Origin of the sequence: Paraclostridium sordellii, from assembly GCF_000953675.1 — a bacterium.
Classification (GTDB): Bacteria; Bacillota; Clostridia; order Peptostreptococcales; family Peptostreptococcaceae; genus Paraclostridium; species Paraclostridium sordellii.
Window position 1 is genome coordinate 3,205,665 of record NZ_LN679998.1, and the last position, 21,663, is coordinate 3,227,327.

The window sequence follows — 21,663 nt, forward strand, 5'->3', positions numbered from 1 at the left end:
AAAATAAATAAATTTATTCTAAGTTAGATAAATAAAAAAAGAGGTTGTTAAATTTTTTAACAACCTCTTTTTTTATTTATAAATGTTTATTGTGAATTGCTCTTTCTATTATAAATTGTTCTGCTTTTTCTATATGTTCAATTGCATATTTTTTAGCATCTTCATTATTTCCAGATATTATGGCTTTTAATATATGGTCATGTTCTACTACTAAATTATAAGATGTGTCAAAGTCAGAGATATATGTTGCTCTAAATCTATGGACTTGTTCCCAAAGAGAATTTATAATTTGACTTAATTTTTTATTCTTAGTAGCATTGAATATACATTCATGAAACTCCACATCTTTTTTAAGTAATACATCTATATCATCTTTTTTCTCTATACTTTGTTTGAAGTCTTCTGCTATTTCTTGTAATTTCCTAGCATCATCTTCATGAATTCTTTCAGCTGCCAAATATGCGGCTAATCCTTCTAAGCTAGATCTTATTTCTAAAACATCAATTATATCTTTTAAAGACATATTAGCTACGTATGCACCTTTCCTCGGTAACATAACTACTAAACCTTCTAGTTCTAATTTTCTTATAGCCTCTCTTATTGGAGTTCTACTAACGCCTAATTGCTCTGCCAATTGAACTTCCATAAGTCTTTGCCCAGGTTTTAAATTTCCTTCTAAAATAGCTTCCCTTAAATTTTCGAAAACTACATCTCTTAAAGGTTTATAGTTATCTAAATTCAATTTTGTTAAACTATCCATTAATTTCAACTCCTTTATCGCTACTCTTTACTAAGTAAACTTGATTATAGTTTTGTAGTAGCTCTTCTTTAGCCCTTATTGCATATTCTTTATTATCAAATAACCCAAAAACTGTAGGTCCACTCCCACTCATCATAGATCCTAATGCTTTATTATCCATAATAATTCTTTCAATTTGATTGATTTCATTATATTTTGAAGAAGTAACTTCTTCTAAAACATTAACCATATTTTCTGAAACATACTTTACATCATTTATCTGTAAGGCGTCTATAAGTTTTTGATTATCTGGTCTTTTTTTAATTTCATTCATATCTAAAGATTGATATACTTCTTTAGTTGAAACAAATATATTAGGTTTGCATATTAGTATATGTATATTTTCATTTAAACCATGTATATCTGTTAATTCTTCCCCTATACCTTGAGCTAATGCACTTCCTCCTGTTATACAAAAAGGTACATCTGCACCTAATTGTAATGCTATATCCTTTAGTTCTAATTGATTTAATCCTAGATCCCAAATTCTATTTAAACCAACTAAAACTGCTGCTGCATTGGAGCTTCCTCCAGCCATTCCTGCTGCTACAGGTATATTTTTTTGTATAGAAATTTCTATACCCTTTTTTATATTAAATTTTTCTTTTAAAATATTAGCGGCTTTATAAACAATATTGTCTTGATTTAAAGGTATGTCTTGACTATTACTTTTTATTTTTATTGAGTCTTCTTCTATTTGGGTAATTTTTAAATTATCATATAAATCTATTGTTTGCATTATCATTTCAACAATATGATACCCATCTTGTCTTTTCCCAAGTACATCTATTGATAAGTTTATCTTAGCTCTGCTTTTTAAACCTATAGAGTTCATGCTTACCTCCTCATTGTACTTAAACGATCATAAATATTTATAGTATACATTATACTACAAAAAATAAGGTAATAGGGAATTATAATTCCCTATTACCTTATTTTGTGTAAAATTAAGCTTCTATAAGCGTTTTTTTCTCTATTATTAAGCATTGACCTGCTGTTAACTGTTCATCTGCTTTTATTTCATTTATTTCTGCAATATCATCTATTGTAGTATTGTACTTTTTAGCTATATTCCATAATTTATCTCCTTCTCTAGCTATATACAAAGTTATACTAGGTCTTTGAGATAAATCTACTGGTCCTTGATCTTCACCTTTAATTATAAAGCTATCTTTCTTCTTATCTAATACTTCACAATATCTTCTAACCTTAACAGTAACGTCTATTTGATCTCTGTTTAAGTCAAATTCTATTCTATCTATGTTAACATTATTAAATGCATTAGTACTATCTTTTATATTTTCTACTTCAATATCATGAGTAAAAGGTATTTCTTCTGTTAATCTATATACAGGTCTTAATCCTTCTACTGGAGTATATAAAATATCCACTAAAACTATACCCTCTATTATATTTCTATTATCCTCAAGCAATGAGTTTTCAACTATTATATTTGAATCTACGCTTACTATCTCTTTTATTTGTATATCATCACTATTGTTTTTTATAGTGTCTCTTATATTAAAAAATTCACTTCCACTATTAATTACCTTATTTAACTCAACATTTCTGCTTTCAAATTTAAGATTTCTATCAGGAGAATATGCATCTTGAAGAACTTCTCTAGTAACATCTTCTGATACTTTAACTTTAGCTCTAGCTGTACAATCAACTTCTAATGACCCTGTATTTGTTTCATCATTTTTCTTAAATACATAGTTTAAATCAACTATCTCAACCATTGCTTCTTCTTTCATTCCTTCACATACCCCTGGAACCTCTATAAATTGGGTAAAATCTAACCCAACCCTATCTAACTCTACCAGTTCACCTTCATAAGTATAAGCTATAGGATTTAAATCTAGAACTCCTCCAACTATAACTTTATTGTCAGACACTCTAGTTTCTTTTAGTTTTATTCTAGGACCTATAGAAACTATGCTAGCTATATCTTCTGTGCTTATATTTATAGTATCTCTTATAACACTTTCAGATTTTTCTATTCCCACTATATCTTCAAATTGAACTTCTTTTCTATGCTTTTGTACACTATCCACTTGTGAAATATCTTTTATTATATCTATAGTATTTTTTTCAAATAAACTACCTCTTATATTTAAAAGTGCCCCCACTCTTATTTTTCTTTCATTTACTACTGTACAATCTATATGCTCTACATCATAAAAAAGCATATTTTCCATATCTGCAACTATATTATCTTTTTCAATAACTTCATTTATTTCTATTCGACCTTCCATGTTAGATATAGTATTTTTATCTTCTGTTAAATAAATTACATTATAATTAAAATTCCCTCTAAGTATTATCTTTCCATCTAAAACTTCTTGCTTCTTTAAAGCTATGTACCCTTCTGTTTTAATTATTTCATAAACATCTTCCTTCTTATCTGATACAACAGCTTCTGTCTCTATAAAAGTTTGAAATCTTCCAAAGTCTATCCTGTTATCAACTTGTAAAATATCTTTTATTAGATTCATATGTTATCCTCCTAAATTAAATATAAATATCACACTATATTTATATTTAAAAAGGGAAAAAAAAATTACACCTATTTTTAATAGGTATAATTTTTTAACTTACATTTAATTTATTTGTTTCTTTTATTACTTTCAATGTCACATTATCAGTCAATAAATCTGAATAGCTATATGATACTCTAGAATATCCATTATCCTCATCATCTAGCTTTACAACAAATATACTTGGGTATACCTTTTCTAGAACACCCTTTTTAGTAACGATTTGTTTTCTTCCTTTATTGGCTTTTAATACTATCTTTCTTCCTAGGTGCTTTTCTAAAGTCTGTCTTATTTTATTTAAAGTTTGAACAGTGGCCATTACATCACCTTCTTTAACATGATATGTTCTCGCATTGTAATGTTACCACAAATAACTTTATTTGTCAAACCTAAACTAAATATTCTATATATTTTTGAGTAAAAAGTCAATACTGTTTTTTTTATAATTTTTAATTTATAATTAATGGTTTTCTTTTTTGTGTTAAATTAATAAGTGTTGTAAATAGATAAAGGCATAGTTAATCTAAATTTACCTCTAGTTTCTACTCCTCCTACTCCTTTTATTCCTGTTACAGTATGGCTTAATATTTCTTCTAATGGAACTACTCTATCAATTCTAGAACATGCTATCTTCTCAACAACTAGCAAAGGATCTAGAGCATGAATCATAACCCTACTTGGAGAGCTTGCAAAATTTGCTCCTGCTTTTATTATCTCTTCATAATTTGACTGACAAGCTCCTGCAAATATAACTAAACTGTCTAATGATGGGTCATATCTTCTGGCTTCCTTAACTGTTTTTATAAAGTTAGCTGTATTTCTATAATTCTTAATATCTTTTAAGTTACCTTTACTATTAACTATGGCATCATGTCCTGTAATTACTAGAATAGACGGATTATGTTGTTCTAATAAACTTCTTACCTCTTTATATTGTAAATTTTCTGGTATTGCTTTTCCTACGGCAGGTATCCCAAGTTTTGTATAAACATCTAAACATATTTTTAAGTATTCTGGATCTCCATCTATATGAAGAACTTTCCCTGGCATTCCATATGAATTTTGAGGTTGACTCTGTCCTTGACCTTGAATTTGCTTTTGATAATTAGAATTTTTTTGTGTTGCTCTGCTTAGTTTTTTATTTCTTTCTCTAGTTTTTTTTATACTCTTGTATAAAATATTTTCAACATTTCTATCTATAAGTTCATTTTTTATATCTGAAAAGTTTATTTTTTCTAAATCATCTATATCAGAATCTGCAATTATTCTATATGCAACGCCTTTTAATATAGCTATTTTTTGATTATTCTCATCTATTTCAAAGCCTATTATTCTAAAAATGATATCTTTGTCGTAGGATTTTCTTGCTACAGTATCTCCTATTTTCATAATATAGATATCCTCCTAATAAATTTAATGTACCTATTTTATACTATGATAGTCGACAAATATTGTTACTAACTTCCTTAAATTCTTCTATGTTAATAATTTTTAATTAAATTTATTACAGTATATGATATTTATTATTGAAATTATTATATATAAATGTTATTATTTATTTAAACAAATGCTTATTGTATAAGCAAATATTTATTAAGGTGGTTTTAATGACTGATAGAGAAAAAGAAATTTTAAATATTTTAATTGAAGACCCTATGGTCTCTCAACAAGAACTTGCAGATAAACTTAATATAACTCGTTCTTCTGTTGCTGTTCATATAACAAATTTAATGAAGAAAGGCCACATTAAAGGAAAAGGTTATATTATAAACAAAGGAAATTTTGTAACAGTTATTGGAGGATCTAATATAGATATTCAAGGTTCTCCTAATAATACGCTTACTATGTTTGATTCTAACCCAGGGAAAGTAGATATTTCACTAGGAGGAGTAGGTAGAAATATCTCTGAAAACATAGCTAAGCTTGGCTTAAGTACAAAACTTTTATCAGCAGTAGGAAATGACATTTATGGAAATAAAATTTTATCAGAGTGTAAGCAGTTAAATATAGATGTTTCAGATTGTTATGTATCAGATGCTTTTCCAACATCTATGTACTTATCTATTTTAAATAGTGATTACGACATGCAATTGGCTATATCTCATATGGATATTATAGAAAAAATAGATATAGATTATATAGTTTCTAAACATAACTCAATAAAAGATTCTTTAGCTATTGTATTGGATACAAATTTATCTTATGAGGTTATAGACTATATAAGTAGAACTTATACTAATATCCCAATTTTCATAGATACAGTTTCTACACAAAAAAGTCTTAAGATAAAAGATATAATAGGAAGATTCAATACAATAAAGCCTAATAAGCTAGAGGCTGAAATTTTATCAGATATAAAAATAAATACCCAAGATGACTTAAAACAATGTGCTCAATATTTTCTAAAAAAGGGAGTAAAAAATGTTTTTATCACATTAGGTCAAGATGGTGTATTTTGTGCTAATGAAAATGAATCTTTATTATTGCCTGGTGTAAAAGTAAATGCAGTAAATGCTACAGGGGCTGGAGATGCATTTATATCAGCATTAGTTTATAGCTATTTAAATCATTTTAATTTGAAAGATACAGCTGAATTTTCAACAGCTGCTTCAATACTTACATTATTACACAAAGACACTATTAATCCGAGTATGTCCGTTGATAGTGTTGAAAAAATATTAAAGGAGATGATCTAATATGTTAGAAAAATACTTACATATACACCCAGAGGTTAAAAAAGCTTTATCGGAAGGACAACCAGTAGTTGCTTTAGAATCAACTATAATATCTCATGGTATGCCTTATCCTAAAAATGTTGAAATGGCTAAAAATGTTAGCAAAATAATAAGAGATAATGGTGCTATACCTGCTACTATAGCAATAATAGATGGTATTTTAAAAGTCGGTCTTACATCTGAAGAAATAGAATTTTTAGGAACTAGTAAGAATGTTTTAAAGGCTAGCAGAAGAGATTTACCTTTCATTATATCAAAAAAACTTAATGGTGCCACAACAGTTGCTACTACAATGATTTTAGCCAATTTAGCTGGAGTTAAAGTTTTTGCTACTGGAGGTATAGGTGGTGTTCATAGGGGCGCACAAGAAACATTTGATATATCTGCTGATTTACAAGAATTAGCAAATACAAATGTAGCTGTAGTTTGTGCTGGTGCTAAATCGATATTAGATATAGGTCTTACTTTAGAATATTTAGAAACTAACGGAGTACCAGTTGTAGGGTTTGGTACAGAAGATTTCCCAGCATTTTATACTAGAAAAAGTGGGTTTGGAGTTGACTATAAAGTAGACTCATCTATGGAAGTTGCAAGTGCTTTAAAAGCTAAATGGGACTTAGATTTAAAGGGTGGTATGGTTATAGGGAACCCAATACCAGAAAATTTTGAAATGGACTATGATACAATAAATAACGCAATAGAAACAGCTTTAAAAGAAGCTGATGAAAATAATATAACTGGTAAAAAAGTTACACCTTTCTTATTAGATAAAGTGAAAACAATAACTGCCGGAAAAAGTTTAGAAGCTAATATAGAATTAGTTTATAACAATGCAAAAGTAGCAGCTCAAATAGCTAAAGACTTATCAAGTTTAAAATAAAAAAAGGAGCATATGCTCCTTTTTACTATTCTTTCAAATTAGGGATTACTTTTTTTACTTCTTCCACTTGATGCCACGTCTTATCAATGTCATTATTTTTAACGTAATCTTTCAAAGAACTTAACGAACTAAATTCTTTTGTAGATAGATTATCATCTTCATCAATGAATTTTAGTAAAAACATTTTATCTCCTTATTTTCCACAACATTTTTTGAATTTTTTTCCGCTTCCACATGGACATGGTTCATTTCTACCTATTTTATCTTCCTTAACTACTGTTTTAGTAGCTTTGAAAGCCTTTTGTAGCTCTTTTCTCTTATCTTCTGATAATATATCATTCCATCCTTGTAAATTATATAACCAGTGAGCTTCTACAGATACCATGTTGTAATATAATTTTTCCCAATCTATTTCTAATTTAACGTCAGTATCAGCTTCTATAGTTTCTAATTTTTCTTCAGTTAAATCTTCTTTTAAACTTTCGCTTATTCCATCTATGAATCCCATCATATACTCTACAGATGTATTGAAAATTTGAGCTAAATCACTAACTTTACCTTCTATAACATCTTTTTTAGAATTTAATATTTCATTGTATATTTCTGTTTCTTTTTGTAAGTATTCTTCCCAGAATTTAACTTCTTCTTCTTGACTGTTATGGTTTTCACTTAATGATCTCCAAGTATTATATAAACTCATTTTAATTTTCCTCCTATTTCATGACTAAGCCATGATTTAATTTATAAATAATTAACGCTTATATTATATCACAATTGAATAATTCTTTTAATACTTTTATAGCATCGCCTTGGTCTATAAAGAACGGGCTACTTGCAATAGTTATAACATTAGCTCTATTTATATATTCTCTGATTTTATTAATTCTTAAATCGTAAGACATATACTCCATATCTTTAGAAAAAATATCTAAGTCTATATCTAAAACTATTTCTCCATCTATATCCATTTCAAATCCATAAGTACTATCTATTATTATAGCATCTGAAAAAATATTATGATAAAGCGCAGGCTTTATAAAATTACCTACATTTAATACATAATTTGTATATCTAAAAACATCATCTATATTTTCTATATCTACAACATAATTTTCTGGTTCTCTCATATCTTTATGCTGATCTATATGAACTAGCTTGCATCCTTTATTAAATAACCCTTCCTTAAGACTTTTTATCCAAAAATAGAAAGAATGATTGTGGTTATCAAATATATATACAGTCTTACCTTTGTAGTTAAATTTTACTATGTTTTTTAATCCTATAGAGTTTATTTCTTCTTCAAATTCCATTTCACTAAATACTACTTCATGTCCTATTTTTACATCATTTAAATCGCCTTGTATAAGCTTAGGAACATATATTTTTTTATTCTCTCTCTCATCATATGAAAACACATTATTTCCTAATGGTTTATCTATATAAAATCCAGTATATCTATTCATTTTACACCTCAAATAAATTCCATGGATAATTATTTGGAGGATTGCATATAAACTCCATCTTTTCTTTAGTTGTAGGATGAGTTATTTCTATCTTATACGACCAAAGGGCTATCTGATCTCCCTTTTTATTTATATGCTGGCCATATCTTTGATCTCCAAATAAAGGATGATTTCTACTTGAAAATTGAACTCTTATTTGATGTGGTCTACCAGTTTTTAAATCAACTTGAACCATACTAAATTTTTCATTTTTAGATATTGTTTCATAACTTAACTCTGCATCTTTAGCATCTTTGTGATTTTTATTAACTACGCTTACCATATTAGTTTTCTTATTCTTATAAAGATAGTCTTTTAATGTATCTTTATCTTTTTTCATATTTCCATTTAAAACAGCTCTATATGTCTTTTTAAAACTTTTATTTCTAACTTGTTCTGATAATCTAGATGCAGCCTTGGAGGTTTTTGCAAAAACCATTATTCCACCTACTGGTCTATCTAATCGATGAACAAGACCTACAAACACATTCCCTGGCTTATTGTACTTTACTTTTAGATAATTTTTTAATAAATTAACCATATCCTTATCATTAGTATCATCACCTTGAGATAATACATTAACAGGCTTTTCTACAACTAGTAAATGGTTATCTTCATATATGACATTTATCATTATTTAGACTCCCATCTTCCAAATATACCACAAGGAAGTACTTTTTTATCTTTTGACGTAGGAATTCCTATTTCTCCTCCATATATTTTTCCACCTTTAGCCTTTTTAGCAACTGTAGCATCTAATATATGCTCAAGTATTATTGGAGACAATCCAGTTGTATATGAGTTTATTAAGAAAAATAAAGGTTTATCAGATAAAACCTTAGTACATAATTCTACTAATCCGTATAGCTTATCTTCTATTTGCCAAACTTCTCCTTTTGGCCCTCTTCCATAAGAAGGAGGATCCATTATTATAGCATCATATTTATTTCCTCTTCTTATTTCTCTTTCAACAAATTTTACAACATCATCTACAATAAATCTTACTTTTCTATCTTGAAGTCCTGATGTGTGTAAATTTTCTTTAGCCCAAGTTACCATTCCTTTAGATGCATCTACATGACACACTTCTGCTCCTGCATACGCACACGCAACAGTAGCTCCTCCAGTATATGCAAATAAATTTAAAACCTTTATTGGTCTCCCTGCATTTTGTATCTTATCCATTGCCCAATCCCAGTTTGCCGCTTGTTCTGGGAATAAACCTGTATGTTTAAATCCAGTTGGACTTATATTAAACTTTAAATTTTTATAGCTTATTGTCCATTTTTCAGGATACTTCTTTTTATGTTCCCATTGACCACCACCTCTACTACTTCTATGGTAATGTCCATGAGGTGTTTTCCATAGCCCTTTTTCTTCAGCTATTGGCCACATAACTTGTGGATCTGGTCTTCTTAAAACAACATTTCCCCAACGCTCTAACTTTTCTCCGTTACCCATATCTATAAGTTCATAATCTTTCCATTTATCAGCTAATAATAACATTGGTTTCCTCCTAAAATTTAATCTCAATTTATGTATTATACCATATTATTACTTGATATTTTGAGTATTTTAAATACTTTATATACTTATTATCAAATTTTGGCAATACTATTGTATAATAGTATTGTAATTAAAATTACTATAAATTTTAGGAGGGGTTTTTATGGCAAGTCAAAAAGTTATAGATGCATTAAATAATCAACTTCAAATGGAGTTTTTCTCTGAGTACTTCTATATGTCAATGGAAGCTTACTTTGTTGAAAACAATTTAGATGGTTTTGCAAATTTCTTTAATGTTCAAGTTAAAGAAGAAAGAGACCACGCTTACAAATTTTTCAATTACATAAGTAGAGCTGGGGGTAAAATTGTTCTACAAGCTATAGAAAAACCTAAATCTGATTTTGAAAGTCCTTTAGATGTATTTGAAGCTGCGTTAGAACATGAGAAAATTATAAGTAATTCTATTCACGAATTAGTTGATTTAGCAATTTCTGAAAAAGATCATACTACTTCATCTTTCTTAAGATGGTTTGTCGATGAACAATCAGAAGAAGAGGAAAACATGGAGAAGGTAGTTAGAAAGTTAAGATTACTAAAAAATGATCCTGCTGGTCTTTTAATAATTGATCAAGAACTAGCTCAAAGAGCTTATGTTCCACCAGTTCAAAACGCATAATTTATCTAAATAAAAAAGTCATTTGCAAATTGCAAATGACTTTTTTATTTTTATTTGTTTATATCATAAACTTGATTACCTGAAAATACCTTATTAATATCTTTTTGAAGAATTACTTTTCCATTTGATATTAATTTTATATTACTTAATTCCCAATCGTCACTTATTGGTGTTCTATTTTCTTTTCTAACCCAATATTTTGTTATATCATTTGTGTTAACTTTTACATCATTCTTCACTTTTAGTATATAATTATCTGTTTGATTTTTTTCAAAATCATTTCCTGCATTATCTAAATTCCATTCATACTTACTTCCATCTTTAGTTTCAAATCCAAAATATACATTATCGTCAGTTCCTGCATATTCATTGTCTGCAGTTTTTAAAACTACATTAAATTCATTTGTTAAATTGTTTCCTGAAATTTGATCTTCTGAAACCTCATTTATAAATCTATATAAAAATCCTGCTGTACATACTTGAGAATTTTTTATCGCTTCTCTTCCTGAATAATCCCAATCATCCCAATTATGTTTCATAGTTGAATGGCTGTAATATAAAGCTTTTGCCTTTTTAGCATATTTTACAGAGTTTTGAGTCATCCATTGATCAAAATCCTTATTAGCTACTGCATCTTTATATATTCCTTGAGTTGTATCATTTCCAGCTGTATTTAAAGCATAATTCTCTTTTCTGTTTTCTACAAATGTTTCATACTTTACATGACCTGGACTATCTACTGCAGTTACATTAGCTGCATGGTATGGTGTATTTAAATCCCCTAAATAATGCATTCCTTGACCTAATAAAAATGTAGCTTCTTTATAATTTCCTTTTTTCCATTCATTTTCAGCTAAAGTAGCAAATTTTCTTACTTGTGTTTCAGCTGTATCATAAATAGGAGATGCTACATACCATTTATTATCTAATGTAAAGTTGTTACCTGTATCTGGGTCAAAGAAATGGTCTTGAAATAAATCATATGCATTAGGGTCATAGTCTGGGAAAGTTGATCCTAATTTTAAGTCTTTCAAATATTTGTTTAATATTTCTATGTTTTGTTTTATTGGCTTTGGTTCATTTTGATTTAAATCATTATTTAACATAGTTAATCCATGTTCTGCAATAAGTGCATGTGTTCCAGTTCCGTCTTTTTTTCCATCCCAAGCATAAGATGTTCCCCCCATAATAGAGCATAACCCTAAGACAAAAACTGCATTAAGTACCGTTTTAGTAAATTTACGTTTCATTTAATCTGCCTCCCTAATAAAATACCTTAAAAGCCCTTTGTGCTTTTTTTATAATATTATCAAGGTTTATCAAAAAAACAATAAAGTTGGACTAACATTGAGTTTTTACGCACTATCTTTAAATATTTATTAATGTATAAATACTATTTATAATGACTTATTACTATAGAATTTTTAATCCATATGTAAAATATAATACTGATACTAGTATATATAGATACCGTATTTAAAAGTCATAATTTTTTATAGGCCAATAAAGCTTAATTATTTAATTCCATAGAAAAAGATGTGATTAGAAATCACATCTTTTATATAAATTTATGTAATACTCAGAGATTTCCCCTTTATCTTACATTTTGTATATATTATCAAATCTCTTCTATTACGCATATCTAACTTTGCAAGTATATTAGTTATATGTTTTTTGATAGTATGTTCACTTACATACAATTGATTAGCTATTTCTTTATTTGTTAATCCAGTAGATACTTTATCTAAAACTTCATTTTCCCTATCAGTTAATAAATCAACACTTTCATAACTACTTTCTTTTTTTATATCTAAAACGCCTTCTAATAGTTCTAAATCATAATATTTCTTCCCTTTAATAACTGTACTTACTATGTGCATTAATTCATCTTTTTCAGGTATATCTATTAGATAACCATTAATGCCATTCCTAAAACATTCCATAAAAATTTCTCTATCTTTATCTTTATTAAAAACCATAATTTTTATATCCTGGAAAATTTCTTTTATATAACCTATTAAATCTATTGATCCTTGATCTATATCTATAAATACAAAATCAATATTTGATAGACTAATATTCTGAGCTTCACTTAAATCTTTTAAGCTTTTTACTTTATAATTCTCAAATCTGTTACTGAAAAATAAACCTATTGCTTCTCTAACTATAAAAGATTTTGATATTACTAATACTTCCATTTTAAACCCCCATATAAATATAATTTATATAATACTGGAAGCCGGTTGCACTACTAACTCTATATATCCCAAGTGCCCATGTACAGAATATACTTCTACGTTTCTTTCATATTATAGTAATATTGTTATACCTTCAGGTTATATAGTATCATATACTATATGATAGGTTAAATTTTTTCGTACCCTATTTTATTGGAAAATTTTATATTTTACGACAATTTATTATTTTTTTCTACATTTTTTAATTTTTACATATTCGAAAAAATGTTTTTAAAATTTCATATATAAATATATTTTATTTAAATTTCCATATATATAAATATATTTTCATTTTTATATAAAGGTATAATTGGTATAATACACTTTCTACTTAATTAATTTACTATCCTTATCTTAAATCTGGTTTTTACATAAAAATAAGAGGTTAGATAAATCTAACCCCTTAAAAATTACTCAGCTATATTATAAACAGATAACCCATCTCTATTTATTTCTTTCTTTTTAACTTCTACTAAAGCTTTTAATGTATCTAATGATGTCATCACTTCTGTTGAAAACTCTGTTGCCGTTCTTCTAATCTTAAATCCATCTCTAGTTGAATCATTTCCTTTAGTAGGAGTGTTTATTACTATATCAACTTGCTTATTTCTTATAACATCTAGTATATTTGGCCTAGCTTCTTCTACTCTATTTACAACTTTTGCTTCTATTCCATTTTCTCTTAAAGCCTTAGCTGTTCCTTCAGTTGCTACGAAAGTATATCCTAATTCATTCATATCCTTAGCTATTTCCATAAACTCATCTTTATCATAGTTATTTACAGTAGCTAAAACGACACCTCTTTTGTTAGACATCTTCTTACCAGCACCTAAGAAACCTTTATATAAAGCTTCCTCTAAAGTTTCTCCAACTCCTAAAACTTCTCCTGTGGATTTCATTTCAGGCCCTAAACTCACATCAACTCTAGCAAGCTTAGACATTGAGAATACTGGAACTTTTACAGATATTAACTTAGGTTCTTTATAAACTCCTGTTCCATATCCTAAATCTTTTAATTTAGATCCTAACATACATTTTGTAGCTAAGTCTATAATAGGTACCTTACTTACCTTACTTATATATGGAACTGTTCTACTTGCTCTTGGATTAACCTCTATTATATATAGTTCTCCATGAAACTCTATAAATTGTATATTTACCATTCCCAAAACATTTAGCTCTAAAGCAATCTTCTTAGTATAGTCTAATATTTTAGCTTTTATTTCATCACTTATATTTTGACTTGGGTACATTGTTATACTGTCTCCAGAGTGAACTCCAGCTCTTTCTAAGTGTTCCATTATACCTGGAATTAGTATATCTTCTCCGTCACATATAGCATCTACTTCTATTTCTCTACCAGTTAAGTACTTATCTATAAGTACTGGATTTTTACTATCTCTTAAGAAAGCATCTGTTAAATATTGAGTTAACTTATTTTCATCATAAGTTATTTCCATACCTTGACCTCCAAGTACATAAGAAGGTCTAACAAGTACTGGATACCCTAATTTTTTAGCTTCTTCAATACCTTCATTTACTGACCATATAGCCTTTCCTTTAGGTCTATTTATATCTAATTTCTCTAATAGCTCATCAAACTTTTCTCTATCTTCTGCTTCATCTATATCTTTACAACTTGTTCCTAATATTTTTATTTTCTTTTCATCTAAGAACTTAGCTAGCTTTATAGCTGTTTGTCCTCCAAATTGAAGTATAACTCCATCTGGATTTTCTTTTTCTATTATATTTAATACTTCCTCTTCAGTTAATGGCTCAAAGTATAATTTATCAGATGTATCAAAATCCGTACTTACTGTTTCTGGATTGTTGTTTATTATTATAGTTTCTATTCCTTGTGCTCTTAACGATTTAACACAGTGAACTGAACAATAGTCAAACTCTATACCTTGCCCTATTCTTATTGGGCCTGACCCTAATACTATAACTTTTTTATTATCACTTACAACTACTTCATCATATTCTTCATAAGTTGAGTAATAATATGGAGATAGTGCATCAAATTCTCCTCCACAGGTATCAACCATTTTATATGATGGAGTTATGTTATATAAAGTTCTTAACTCATAAACTTTTTCTGGACTTATTTTCATTAGGTCAGCTATACCTTTATCTGAAAATCCTTTTTTCTTAAGTTCTAATAAATAATCTTTAGTTAAATCCTCTATATGCATTCCTCTTAATTTTTCTTCTTGTTCTACTATCCATTTAAATTTATTTATAAACCACTTATCAACTCCAGTGATTTGTTCTATCATTTCTATTTTATAGCCTCTTCTTATCATTTCTGCTAAGTCAAATAATCTTTCGTCATCAGGAACCACTACTCTAGCTTTTAATTGTTCTATACTTCTATCTTCAGAAGCCTTGTGAACTAATGAATATTTTCCTATTTCTAACGATCTTATCCCTTTAAGTATAGCTGCTTCAAAGTTACTTCCTATACTCATTATTTCTCCTGTAGCCATCATCTTTGTTCCTAATTTTCTATTTGCTTGCTTAAATTTATCAAATGGCCATTTAGGTATTTTTACAACCACATAATCAAGAGTTGGCTCAAAACATGCGTAAGTCTTCTTTGTAACTGCATTTTGTATTTCATCTAATGTATACCCTAGTGCAATTTTTGCAGCAACCTTTGCTATTGGGTATCCTGTAGCTTTTGATGCAAGAGCTGATGATCTACTAACCCTTGGATTTATTTCTATAATTGCATACTCTAAGCTATGAGGATTTAATGCTATCTGAACATTACATCCACCTTTAACTTCTATAGCATTTATTATGTCTATAGATGCTTTTCTTAACATTTGGTATTCTTTATCACTTAAAGTTTGACTAGGTGCAACAACAATACTATCTCCAGTATGAACTCCAACAGGATCTATATTTTCCATGTTACATACTGTTATACAGTTCCCATTTCCATCTCTCATTACTTCATATTCTATTTCTTTCCAACCCTTAATACTTTTTTCAAGCAGTACTTGGCCAACTGGACTTAATTGTATCCCTTGTGAAAGTATTTCTGTTAATTCTTCTTTTGTTTCAGCTATACCTCCACCAGTTCCACCAAGTGTATATGCAGGTCTAACTACTACTGGATAGCCTATTTTATTAGCAAAATCTAATCCATCTTCTAAGTTAGTTACTATATCACTTACTACTACTGGTTGGTTTATTTCCCTCATAACTTCTCTAAATAAATCTCTGTCTTCACCTTTTTTTATAGACTCTATAGAAGTTCCCAATACCTTTACATTATATTTATCAAGTATACCTGCATCATGAAGTTCAACTGCTAAGTTAAGCCCTGTTTGACCTCCCATACCTGCTAATATACTATCTGGTCTTTCTTTTTCTATTATTTTTTCTATAAATTCTATTGTTAATGGTTCTATATATATTTTATCTGCTACTTCTTCGTCCGTCATTATAGTAGCTGGATTACTATTTATTAAAACAACCTCTATTCCCTCTTCTTTTAAAGCCTGGCAAGCTTGTGTTCCAGAGTAATCAAACTCTGCTGCTTGCCCTATTATTATAGGTCCTGACCCTAATACTAAAGTCTTTTTAATAATATCTATTTTAGGCATACTCTTAATCTCCTTATCTAGTTAATTTAAACAATCTATTTATATTAATTCTAAGAACTTATCAAATATATAATCATTGTCTTTCGGCCCTGGACAAGCCTCTGGATGATACTGAACACTGTATATAGGTAACTCACTATGTCTCATACCTTCTACTGTGTTATCATTTAAATTTATATGTGTTATTTTCATATTTTCTGGCATTTGTGAAACATAGTACCCGTGATTTTGAGATGTTATATAAACTTTTCCATCTTCTAAATCTTTAACTGGATGATTTCCACCTCTATGCCCAAATTTAAGTCTTGCTGTTTTTCCACCTAGTGTTAGAGCTAAAAGTTGATGTCCTAAACATATACCAGCTATAGGTTTTTTACCTATTAATTGTTTTATATTTTCTATAACAACATCTAAATCTTCTGGATCTCCAGGTCCATTTGATAAGAATATTAAATCTGGATTTTCATTTAGTATTTCTTCAGCTGTCGTTGTTGCTGGTAAAACTACCAAGTCACATCCTCTTGCTTTAAAAGATCTTAATATATTTTCTTTTACTCCAAAATCCATAACTGCTACCTTTGGACCATTTCCTTTTATATATTCCTTTTCTTTTCTAGTAACTGTCATTACTGCTTCTGTATTTGAAAATTTACCTATTTTTGAAACAACATCTTCTAAAGTTGCATTATTTTCTAAAGTAATTATTCCTTTCATAGTCCCATTATTTCTTAATATTTTAGTTAATGCTCTAGTATCTATTCCTTCAATACCTATTACTTTGTTTTGCTTTAAATATGTGTCTATATCCATCTCACATCTAAAATTATTTGGATTATCACTCTTTTCTCTTACTATAAATCCTTTTACATGAACCCCTCTTGACTCAACATCCTCTAAATTTATTCCATAGTTCCCTATTAACGGGTAAGTCATTGTTACTATTTGCCCATAGTATGATGGATCTGTTAAAACTTCTCCATATCCTGTCATAGAAGTATTAAAAACCACTTCTCCTACACTTTCATTTAAATAACCAAAAGCTTTACCTTCAAATATCGTTCCATCTTCTAATATTAATTTAGCTTTCATAACTTACTTCCCCCTTAAGCATTTTCAATTTCTTTTACTATATTTTTTGCTGCTTGACTTGGATTTTCAGCCTTAGTTATCGGTCTTCCAACTACTAAATAATGAGCTCCTTTATTTATTGCATCTTTTGGAGTAACAACTCTTTTTTGATCTCCATTATCAGCACTTTCAGGTCTTATTCCTGGACAAACTGTTACAAATTCACTTCCACAAACCTCTACGATTTTATCAACCTCTTGTGCTGAACAAACTATACCATCTATTCCTGATTCTTTAGCTAGTTTAGCCCTTTTTATCGCTAATTCTTGAGTTGTCATATTGCAACCTATATCTTGTAAATCTTTATCACTTAATGAAGTTAATACTGTAACTCCTACTATTATTGGTTTTTCTATTCCTAATTTTTCAGATTCTTCTTTTGCAGCCATCGCACATTGTCTCATTCCTTCCATATCTGAAACATGTATTGTCATTAACCATACCTTATCTCTTACTGCTGCTCTTACTGCACTTTGCATTGTATTTGGTATATCGTGAAACTTAAGATCTAAAAATATTTTTTTACCCTTTTCTTTTAAGTAGTCAACTGTCTTCCCTCTTGTTGCTACATACTGTTCTAATCCCACTTTAAATATATCTACACTATCTTCTAACTTATCTATTAATTCCTTAGCTTTATCAAAGTCGTTAGTATCAATTGCTACAATTAGTTTGTCTCTTCCATTTATCATTTTACTCTCTCCTTTTTATATAAAGCCCCTAATATCAGAAAAATCCTTATACCTAGAGGTATAAGGATTCAATACTTCATAACTTGTTGTTATGACGATATCTTTCCCAGCCTCTCTGGACTAGTTTAAAAGACTTTATTTTATTTTTATATATTAAAAAAACCTCTAACTAATCCAGTTAGAGGTTATATGTATGCAAATTAAATCTATTTATATAACCTTACTAGCCTCTCTGGACTACTTTCAAGGAACCTTTATTTTTATGTATATACAATTCGAACACTTAATATCCTCTCGGGATAATTTAAAGCTTTCTCTTGTGTATAATTATTACATTTATTTATAATTGTGTCAACTGTTTTTATATGGATAAACTTCTATGAAATCTAGGATAAAATACTCTCTACTGTTTTTTTTAAAAGCAGTAAAGAAACATAACATTTACTTCCACCTTCCATAGTTATAATTCTTTGTTTTTTATCGATATTACTTATTTTATTTTTATTTACTATATAAGATTTATGACATCTTATAAATCTATCATCTAATTTTTTTTCTAGTTCTTTTAAAGTCCCATTAAATTCTATATAACTATCAACAGTATTAAGACCTATGAATCTTTTTTTACAAGTCTCAAAATAAAGTATATCTTCATATTTTATCTTATCTACACTGTCTAGCCTTTCAATGAAAAAATATTCTTCTTTAGATTTATCTTTAAGTTTGTTGTTGGCGCAAATAATACACTCTTTTACTCTTTTTTTTACCTCTTCAAAGTTTTCTTTAACTATATAGTCAATTGCTCCTATATGATACTTAAAAACTAAATGACTCATATCTTTATTAGATGTAATCATAATGATTATTGCATCTTTATCGATTTGATTTATTTGTTCTGCTAACTCAATACCATTCATATCTTCACCTATATGAATATCTAAAAAATATACTCCTTTGCATCTATTATTAGATATATAATCTATTATAGGCTTTGATGAATCGCTAGATAGTTCTATGTTTCCTTTTATATCTTCTTTTTCTAAAACAGATACTATAACTTGCTCTAGGCTAAACCTTTGATCTTCATTATCCTCACATATAAATATTTTCACCCTAACTCCTCCTTATTTATATATGTCTAACTTTTGAATAAATTCCCCTTCTGCTTTTATTGTAAAATATGCATTTTCATAATTATTCAAAATTTCTTTTAAATTACTAAGTCCGATTCCTCGGCCTTCCCCCTTCGAGGAGTATCCATCTTTAAATAAATTCGATATATCTTCTATTTTTTCTTTATATGTATTTGAAACTATTATTGATATTAAATTTTCTTTATCTATAATAGATAATGTTATAGATGGATTTTCACATTCTAAAGAAGCTTCTATAGAATTATCCAGTATTATTCCTAAAATTCTGCATAAATCTAAACAATTGAAGTTTATATCTTTTACTATATTAGGAATATATACATTTGTATCTATTCCTTCTCTCTGGGCCATGATTAACTTTGATGCTATCATGCCTTTAGCTTCTATACACTTTATATTTCCAATTGAGGAAAGATTTAAGTTGTATATATCTAAATTTTTAGCTGAACATTCTATATTAGAATAAAAAAACTTCCTTAAACCCTCCATATCATCTGCATCTATATATCCACACATAGATAAAATAATATTTTTATAGTCATGTCTAAACTTTCGCATCTCATTTGTTACAGATTCTAATTTATTATTATATTCATTAATTTCTTTAAGCCTACTTTGATTGTTTACTAACATGATTAAAAATATCACCGACAAAAACGTAAAGAAATGTAATAAACATAACATTATATTTCGGTTTATTTCCAATCCTGCTATAAATGCTAGCTTTGTTTGCCTAATAGTTTCAAAATATATACATATAGATAATATACTGGTCAATATGATTAATAATTGTATTTTAAATTTATATACCATATCAAACTCATCTATACTTTTCATAAGCTTAGAGTTTAAAAATTTAGAAATTACCACGATAATTATATATGTAATTAAGTAATAAACAATTAGATGTATTCTATTCCCTACTCTGTATATATTTATGCTTGTTAAAAATAAAACTATATGATAGCAAAAAATATTAACTGTTATATATAACACTGTCGACATCAACGGAATTGTTATAGTTAATAAAGTTTTTTTTGTAAATTTATAAACTAAAATAGCATTTATGATATTTACGCCATATAAAGGCGGTATTCTAAGGTAATCAGATATCAGAGTTAGCAATATATATAAGCATATAAAACACGTCGCTAATTTTATTTTATTCCTTTTAAAATCATATATATTTATAAAACTTAAGCAAATTCCAATATTTATTAAAAGCGTATATAAATGAATCATATATCCATATACCTTTCTAGTTAATTTAACTTAATTATAACACAAATTATAATATTGTTAAATTTTTACATTTTCTGTTATTTTTTATCAAAATTAAAGAGTAACCCTATTGTTTCAATAGAGTTACTCTTTAATTATACGACACTTATATAATATTCTTTTCTTAATTTATCCTTCTCTTCTTTTCTTACAAACTTAAAATCTATATTATAATGTTTACATGCTATCTCAAAATGTTTTAAAGCTATTCCCATATTAACTAAATTTAAATCTTCATTAGAATCTTTTTTCATATATATATCAAGAGATTTATTGTTTTGATAAAATCTCCAAGGTTGTGAATTTTTATATGATGGCGATAATCTTACACACTCTATAACATTAGTCCATTTATCATCTATATTTTTAGCTATATTTTTAATTGCTTTTCTATCTACATCATCACTTAGTTTTCTAAATAACTCTTCTTTTCCTTCTGGAAATCCAATTGCTATTAACATTACAGGTATTTCATTTTCTTTTAAGTGAACAAAGTCTGAAACAGATTCTTTATTAAAGCTATTATCTAACCAACTTGTTGCTAACCCCATCTCTGTTAATTTTAAAACTAACTCTTCGCCAGCAAATCCCACACTATCAAAATACTTAATAGGATTTTCTTCATCCTCTTCTTCTGGTAATTGAGCTGTTAAAACTATATAATGTGGAGCTACTATTCTGTGTCTTTTCTTTATTATAAATTTAAGGCTATCACCTTTCAAAATAGGGTGTGCACTTATTTTTATATATTCATTTAGACTAGGTACATCTTTACATAATCTTTTTACTTCATCAAACATGTCTATGCTTAACTTCTTCGTAGAGTATTTTTTAATAGATTTTCTATAAAAAATAGCGTCATATAACTGCAATCTAATTCCTCCTATCTACCAACATAATAAGTAATATTATATCA

21 protein-coding genes and 1 riboswitch are annotated in these 21,663 nt (G+C 28.0%); of the genes, 3 read left to right on the forward strand and 18 right to left on the reverse strand.

The window, feature by feature from the left end:
* Positions 1-76: 76 nt before the first annotated feature.
* The 5 genes from ATCC9714_RS15505 to yabG form a co-directional block, all read right to left on the reverse strand.
* Positions 77-760, reverse strand: coding sequence for a GntR family transcriptional regulator (locus ATCC9714_RS15505; protein WP_021126930.1), 684 nt, complete (start codon positions 758-760; stop codon positions 77-79).
* Positions 753-1,634 (reverse strand): 4-(cytidine 5'-diphospho)-2-C-methyl-D-erythritol kinase, encoded by an 882-nt coding sequence (gene ispE / locus ATCC9714_RS15510; protein WP_057545841.1) that lies wholly within the window; start codon positions 1,632-1,634, stop codon positions 753-755. Before ispE ends, ATCC9714_RS15505 begins: the two co-directional genes overlap by 8 nt.
* Positions 1,635-1,746: 112 nt before the next feature.
* Complete coding sequence (locus tag ATCC9714_RS15515) at positions 1,747-3,297, reverse strand: DUF3794 and LysM peptidoglycan-binding domain-containing protein (RefSeq protein ID WP_021130347.1); 1,551 nt, start codon at positions 3,295-3,297, stop codon at positions 1,747-1,749.
* A gap of 94 nt (positions 3,298-3,391) precedes the next feature.
* Positions 3,392-3,658, reverse strand: coding sequence for a Veg family protein (locus ATCC9714_RS15520; protein ID WP_021126936.1), 267 nt, complete (start codon positions 3,656-3,658; stop codon positions 3,392-3,394).
* A 167-nt stretch (positions 3,659-3,825) separates the two neighbouring features.
* Positions 3,826-4,728 carry a sporulation peptidase YabG gene (gene yabG / locus ATCC9714_RS15525; RefSeq protein ID WP_021130348.1) on the reverse strand — a complete coding sequence of 301 codons (903 nt, stop codon included), beginning with the start codon at positions 4,726-4,728 and terminating at the stop codon, positions 3,826-3,828.
* A 218-nt stretch (positions 4,729-4,946) separates the two neighbouring features.
* Between yabG and ATCC9714_RS15530 the strand changes: the two genes are divergently transcribed.
* Both ATCC9714_RS15530 and ATCC9714_RS15535 read left to right on the forward strand, forming a co-directional pair.
* Positions 4,947-6,035 carry a PfkB family carbohydrate kinase gene (locus tag ATCC9714_RS15530; protein ID WP_021130349.1) on the forward strand — a complete coding sequence of 363 codons (1,089 nt, stop codon included), beginning with the start codon at positions 4,947-4,949 and terminating at the stop codon, positions 6,033-6,035.
* 1 nt (position 6,036) lies between these two features.
* A complete protein-coding gene (locus ATCC9714_RS15535) occupies positions 6,037-6,954 on the forward strand; it encodes a pseudouridine-5'-phosphate glycosidase (protein WP_054631878.1) in 918 nt (305 codons plus the stop codon).
* Positions 6,955-6,979: 25 nt separating this feature from the next.
* Here the strand turns inward: ATCC9714_RS15535 and ATCC9714_RS15540 are convergent, their stop codons facing one another.
* From ATCC9714_RS15540 to ATCC9714_RS15560, 5 genes are read right to left on the reverse strand one after another with little or no spacing between them, the layout of a single operon-like run.
* Positions 6,980-7,138 (reverse strand): hypothetical protein, encoded by a 159-nt coding sequence (locus ATCC9714_RS15540; protein ID WP_021126944.1) that lies wholly within the window; start codon positions 7,136-7,138, stop codon positions 6,980-6,982.
* 9 nt (positions 7,139-7,147) lie between these two features.
* The gene (locus tag ATCC9714_RS15545; RefSeq protein ID WP_057545840.1) at positions 7,148-7,654 is read right to left on the reverse strand and encodes an SEC-C metal-binding domain-containing protein; all 507 of its coding nucleotides are present in this window, start codon (positions 7,652-7,654) and stop codon (positions 7,148-7,150) included.
* A gap of 58 nt (positions 7,655-7,712) precedes the next feature.
* The gene (locus tag ATCC9714_RS15550; protein WP_057544071.1) at positions 7,713-8,417 is read right to left on the reverse strand and encodes a peptide arginase family protein; all 705 of its coding nucleotides are present in this window, start codon (positions 8,415-8,417) and stop codon (positions 7,713-7,715) included.
* Between the two features lies 1 nt (position 8,418).
* Complete coding sequence (locus ATCC9714_RS15555; RefSeq protein WP_021126948.1) at positions 8,419-9,090, reverse strand: RluA family pseudouridine synthase; 672 nt, start codon at positions 9,088-9,090, stop codon at positions 8,419-8,421.
* Entirely contained in the window at positions 9,090-9,962 is an 873-nt protein-coding gene (locus ATCC9714_RS15560; RefSeq protein ID WP_021130354.1) for a class I SAM-dependent methyltransferase, read from the reverse strand. Before ATCC9714_RS15560 ends, ATCC9714_RS15555 begins: the two co-directional genes overlap by 1 nt.
* A gap of 163 nt (positions 9,963-10,125) precedes the next feature.
* Here ATCC9714_RS15560 and ATCC9714_RS15565 point away from each other — a divergent pair, with 163 nt between their 5' ends.
* A complete protein-coding gene (locus tag ATCC9714_RS15565; RefSeq protein WP_054631876.1) occupies positions 10,126-10,638 on the forward strand; it encodes a ferritin in 513 nt (170 codons plus the stop codon).
* A 50-nt stretch (positions 10,639-10,688) separates the two neighbouring features.
* Here ATCC9714_RS15565 and ATCC9714_RS15570 read toward each other — a convergent pair whose 3' ends face one another.
* The 8 genes from ATCC9714_RS15570 to ATCC9714_RS15605 form a co-directional block, all read right to left on the reverse strand.
* Positions 10,689-11,888 carry a phospholipase C gene (locus ATCC9714_RS15570; protein ID WP_055330891.1) on the reverse strand — a complete coding sequence of 400 codons (1,200 nt, stop codon included), beginning with the start codon at positions 11,886-11,888 and terminating at the stop codon, positions 10,689-10,691.
* A 318-nt stretch (positions 11,889-12,206) separates the two neighbouring features.
* Positions 12,207-12,836, reverse strand: a complete 630-nt coding sequence (locus tag ATCC9714_RS15575; protein ID WP_057545838.1) for a response regulator transcription factor — start codon at positions 12,834-12,836, stop codon at positions 12,207-12,209.
* A 30-nt stretch (positions 12,837-12,866) separates the two neighbouring features.
* Positions 12,867-12,950: riboswitch (cyclic di-GMP riboswitch) on the reverse strand.
* 335 nt (positions 12,951-13,285) lie between these two features.
* Positions 13,286-16,492: a carbamoyl-phosphate synthase large subunit gene (gene carB, locus ATCC9714_RS15580; protein ID WP_057545837.1), complete on the reverse strand. Its 3,207-nt coding sequence runs from the start codon at positions 16,490-16,492 to the stop codon at positions 13,286-13,288.
* A 39-nt stretch (positions 16,493-16,531) separates the two neighbouring features.
* A complete protein-coding gene (locus ATCC9714_RS15585) occupies positions 16,532-17,581 on the reverse strand; it encodes a carbamoyl phosphate synthase small subunit (protein WP_057545836.1) in 1,050 nt (349 codons plus the stop codon).
* A 14-nt stretch (positions 17,582-17,595) separates the two neighbouring features.
* Positions 17,596-18,312 carry an orotidine-5'-phosphate decarboxylase gene (gene pyrF, locus ATCC9714_RS15590; RefSeq protein WP_054631750.1) on the reverse strand — a complete coding sequence of 239 codons (717 nt, stop codon included), beginning with the start codon at positions 18,310-18,312 and terminating at the stop codon, positions 17,596-17,598.
* Between the two features lie 386 nt (positions 18,313-18,698).
* Positions 18,699-19,424, reverse strand: coding sequence for a LytR/AlgR family response regulator transcription factor (locus ATCC9714_RS15595; protein WP_021130361.1), 726 nt, complete (start codon positions 19,422-19,424; stop codon positions 18,699-18,701).
* Positions 19,425-19,436: 12 nt separating this feature from the next.
* Complete coding sequence (locus tag ATCC9714_RS15600) at positions 19,437-20,099, reverse strand: sensor histidine kinase (RefSeq protein WP_021130362.1); 663 nt, start codon at positions 20,097-20,099, stop codon at positions 19,437-19,439.
* A gap of 743 nt (positions 20,100-20,842) precedes the next feature.
* Positions 20,843-21,619 (reverse strand): nitroreductase family protein, encoded by a 777-nt coding sequence (locus ATCC9714_RS15605; protein ID WP_057545835.1) that lies wholly within the window; start codon positions 21,617-21,619, stop codon positions 20,843-20,845.
* Positions 21,620-21,663: the final 44 nt, after the last annotated feature.

What these genes read in the sequence shown, in the direction of transcription:
- pyrF (WP_054631750.1), bottom strand. Translation starts at nt 18,312, where the DNA reads ATGATAAATGGAAGAGACAAACTAATTGTAGCAATTGATACTAACGAC.
- ATCC9714_RS15545 (WP_057545840.1), bottom strand. Translation starts at nt 7,654, where the DNA reads ATGAGTTTATATAATACTTGGAGATCATTAAGTGAAAACCATAACAGT.
- yabG (WP_021130348.1), bottom strand. Translation starts at nt 4,728, where the DNA reads ATGAAAATAGGAGATACTGTAGCAAGAAAATCCTACGACAAAGATATC.
- ATCC9714_RS15535 (WP_054631878.1), top strand. Translation starts at nt 6,037, where the DNA reads ATGTTAGAAAAATACTTACATATACACCCAGAGGTTAAAAAAGCTTTA.
- ispE (WP_057545841.1), bottom strand. Translation starts at nt 1,634, where the DNA reads ATGAACTCTATAGGTTTAAAAAGCAGAGCTAAGATAAACTTATCAATA.
- ATCC9714_RS15585 (WP_057545836.1), bottom strand. Translation starts at nt 17,581, where the DNA reads ATGAAAGCTAAATTAATATTAGAAGATGGAACGATATTTGAAGGTAAA.
- carB (WP_057545837.1), bottom strand. Translation starts at nt 16,492, where the DNA reads ATGCCTAAAATAGATATTATTAAAAAGACTTTAGTATTAGGGTCAGGA.
- ATCC9714_RS15505 (WP_021126930.1), bottom strand. Translation starts at nt 760, where the DNA reads ATGGATAGTTTAACAAAATTGAATTTAGATAACTATAAACCTTTAAGA.
- ATCC9714_RS15550 (WP_057544071.1), bottom strand. Translation starts at nt 8,417, where the DNA reads ATGAATAGATATACTGGATTTTATATAGATAAACCATTAGGAAATAAT.
- ATCC9714_RS15575 (WP_057545838.1), bottom strand. Translation starts at nt 12,836, where the DNA reads ATGGAAGTATTAGTAATATCAAAATCTTTTATAGTTAGAGAAGCAATA.
- ATCC9714_RS15570 (WP_055330891.1), bottom strand. Translation starts at nt 11,888, where the DNA reads ATGAAACGTAAATTTACTAAAACGGTACTTAATGCAGTTTTTGTCTTA.
- ATCC9714_RS15565 (WP_054631876.1), top strand. Translation starts at nt 10,126, where the DNA reads ATGGCAAGTCAAAAAGTTATAGATGCATTAAATAATCAACTTCAAATG.
- ATCC9714_RS15520 (WP_021126936.1), bottom strand. Translation starts at nt 3,658, where the DNA reads ATGGCCACTGTTCAAACTTTAAATAAAATAAGACAGACTTTAGAAAAG.
- ATCC9714_RS15555 (WP_021126948.1), bottom strand. Translation starts at nt 9,090, where the DNA reads ATGATAAATGTCATATATGAAGATAACCATTTACTAGTTGTAGAAAAG.
- ATCC9714_RS15600 (WP_021130362.1), bottom strand. Translation starts at nt 20,099, where the DNA reads ATGTTAGTAAACAATCAAAGTAGGCTTAAAGAAATTAATGAATATAAT.
- ATCC9714_RS15560 (WP_021130354.1), bottom strand. Translation starts at nt 9,962, where the DNA reads ATGTTATTATTAGCTGATAAATGGAAAGATTATGAACTTATAGATATG.
- ATCC9714_RS15515 (WP_021130347.1), bottom strand. Translation starts at nt 3,297, where the DNA reads ATGAATCTAATAAAAGATATTTTACAAGTTGATAACAGGATAGACTTT.
- ATCC9714_RS15530 (WP_021130349.1), top strand. Translation starts at nt 4,947, where the DNA reads ATGACTGATAGAGAAAAAGAAATTTTAAATATTTTAATTGAAGACCCT.
- ATCC9714_RS15540 (WP_021126944.1), bottom strand. Translation starts at nt 7,138, where the DNA reads ATGTTTTTACTAAAATTCATTGATGAAGATGATAATCTATCTACAAAA.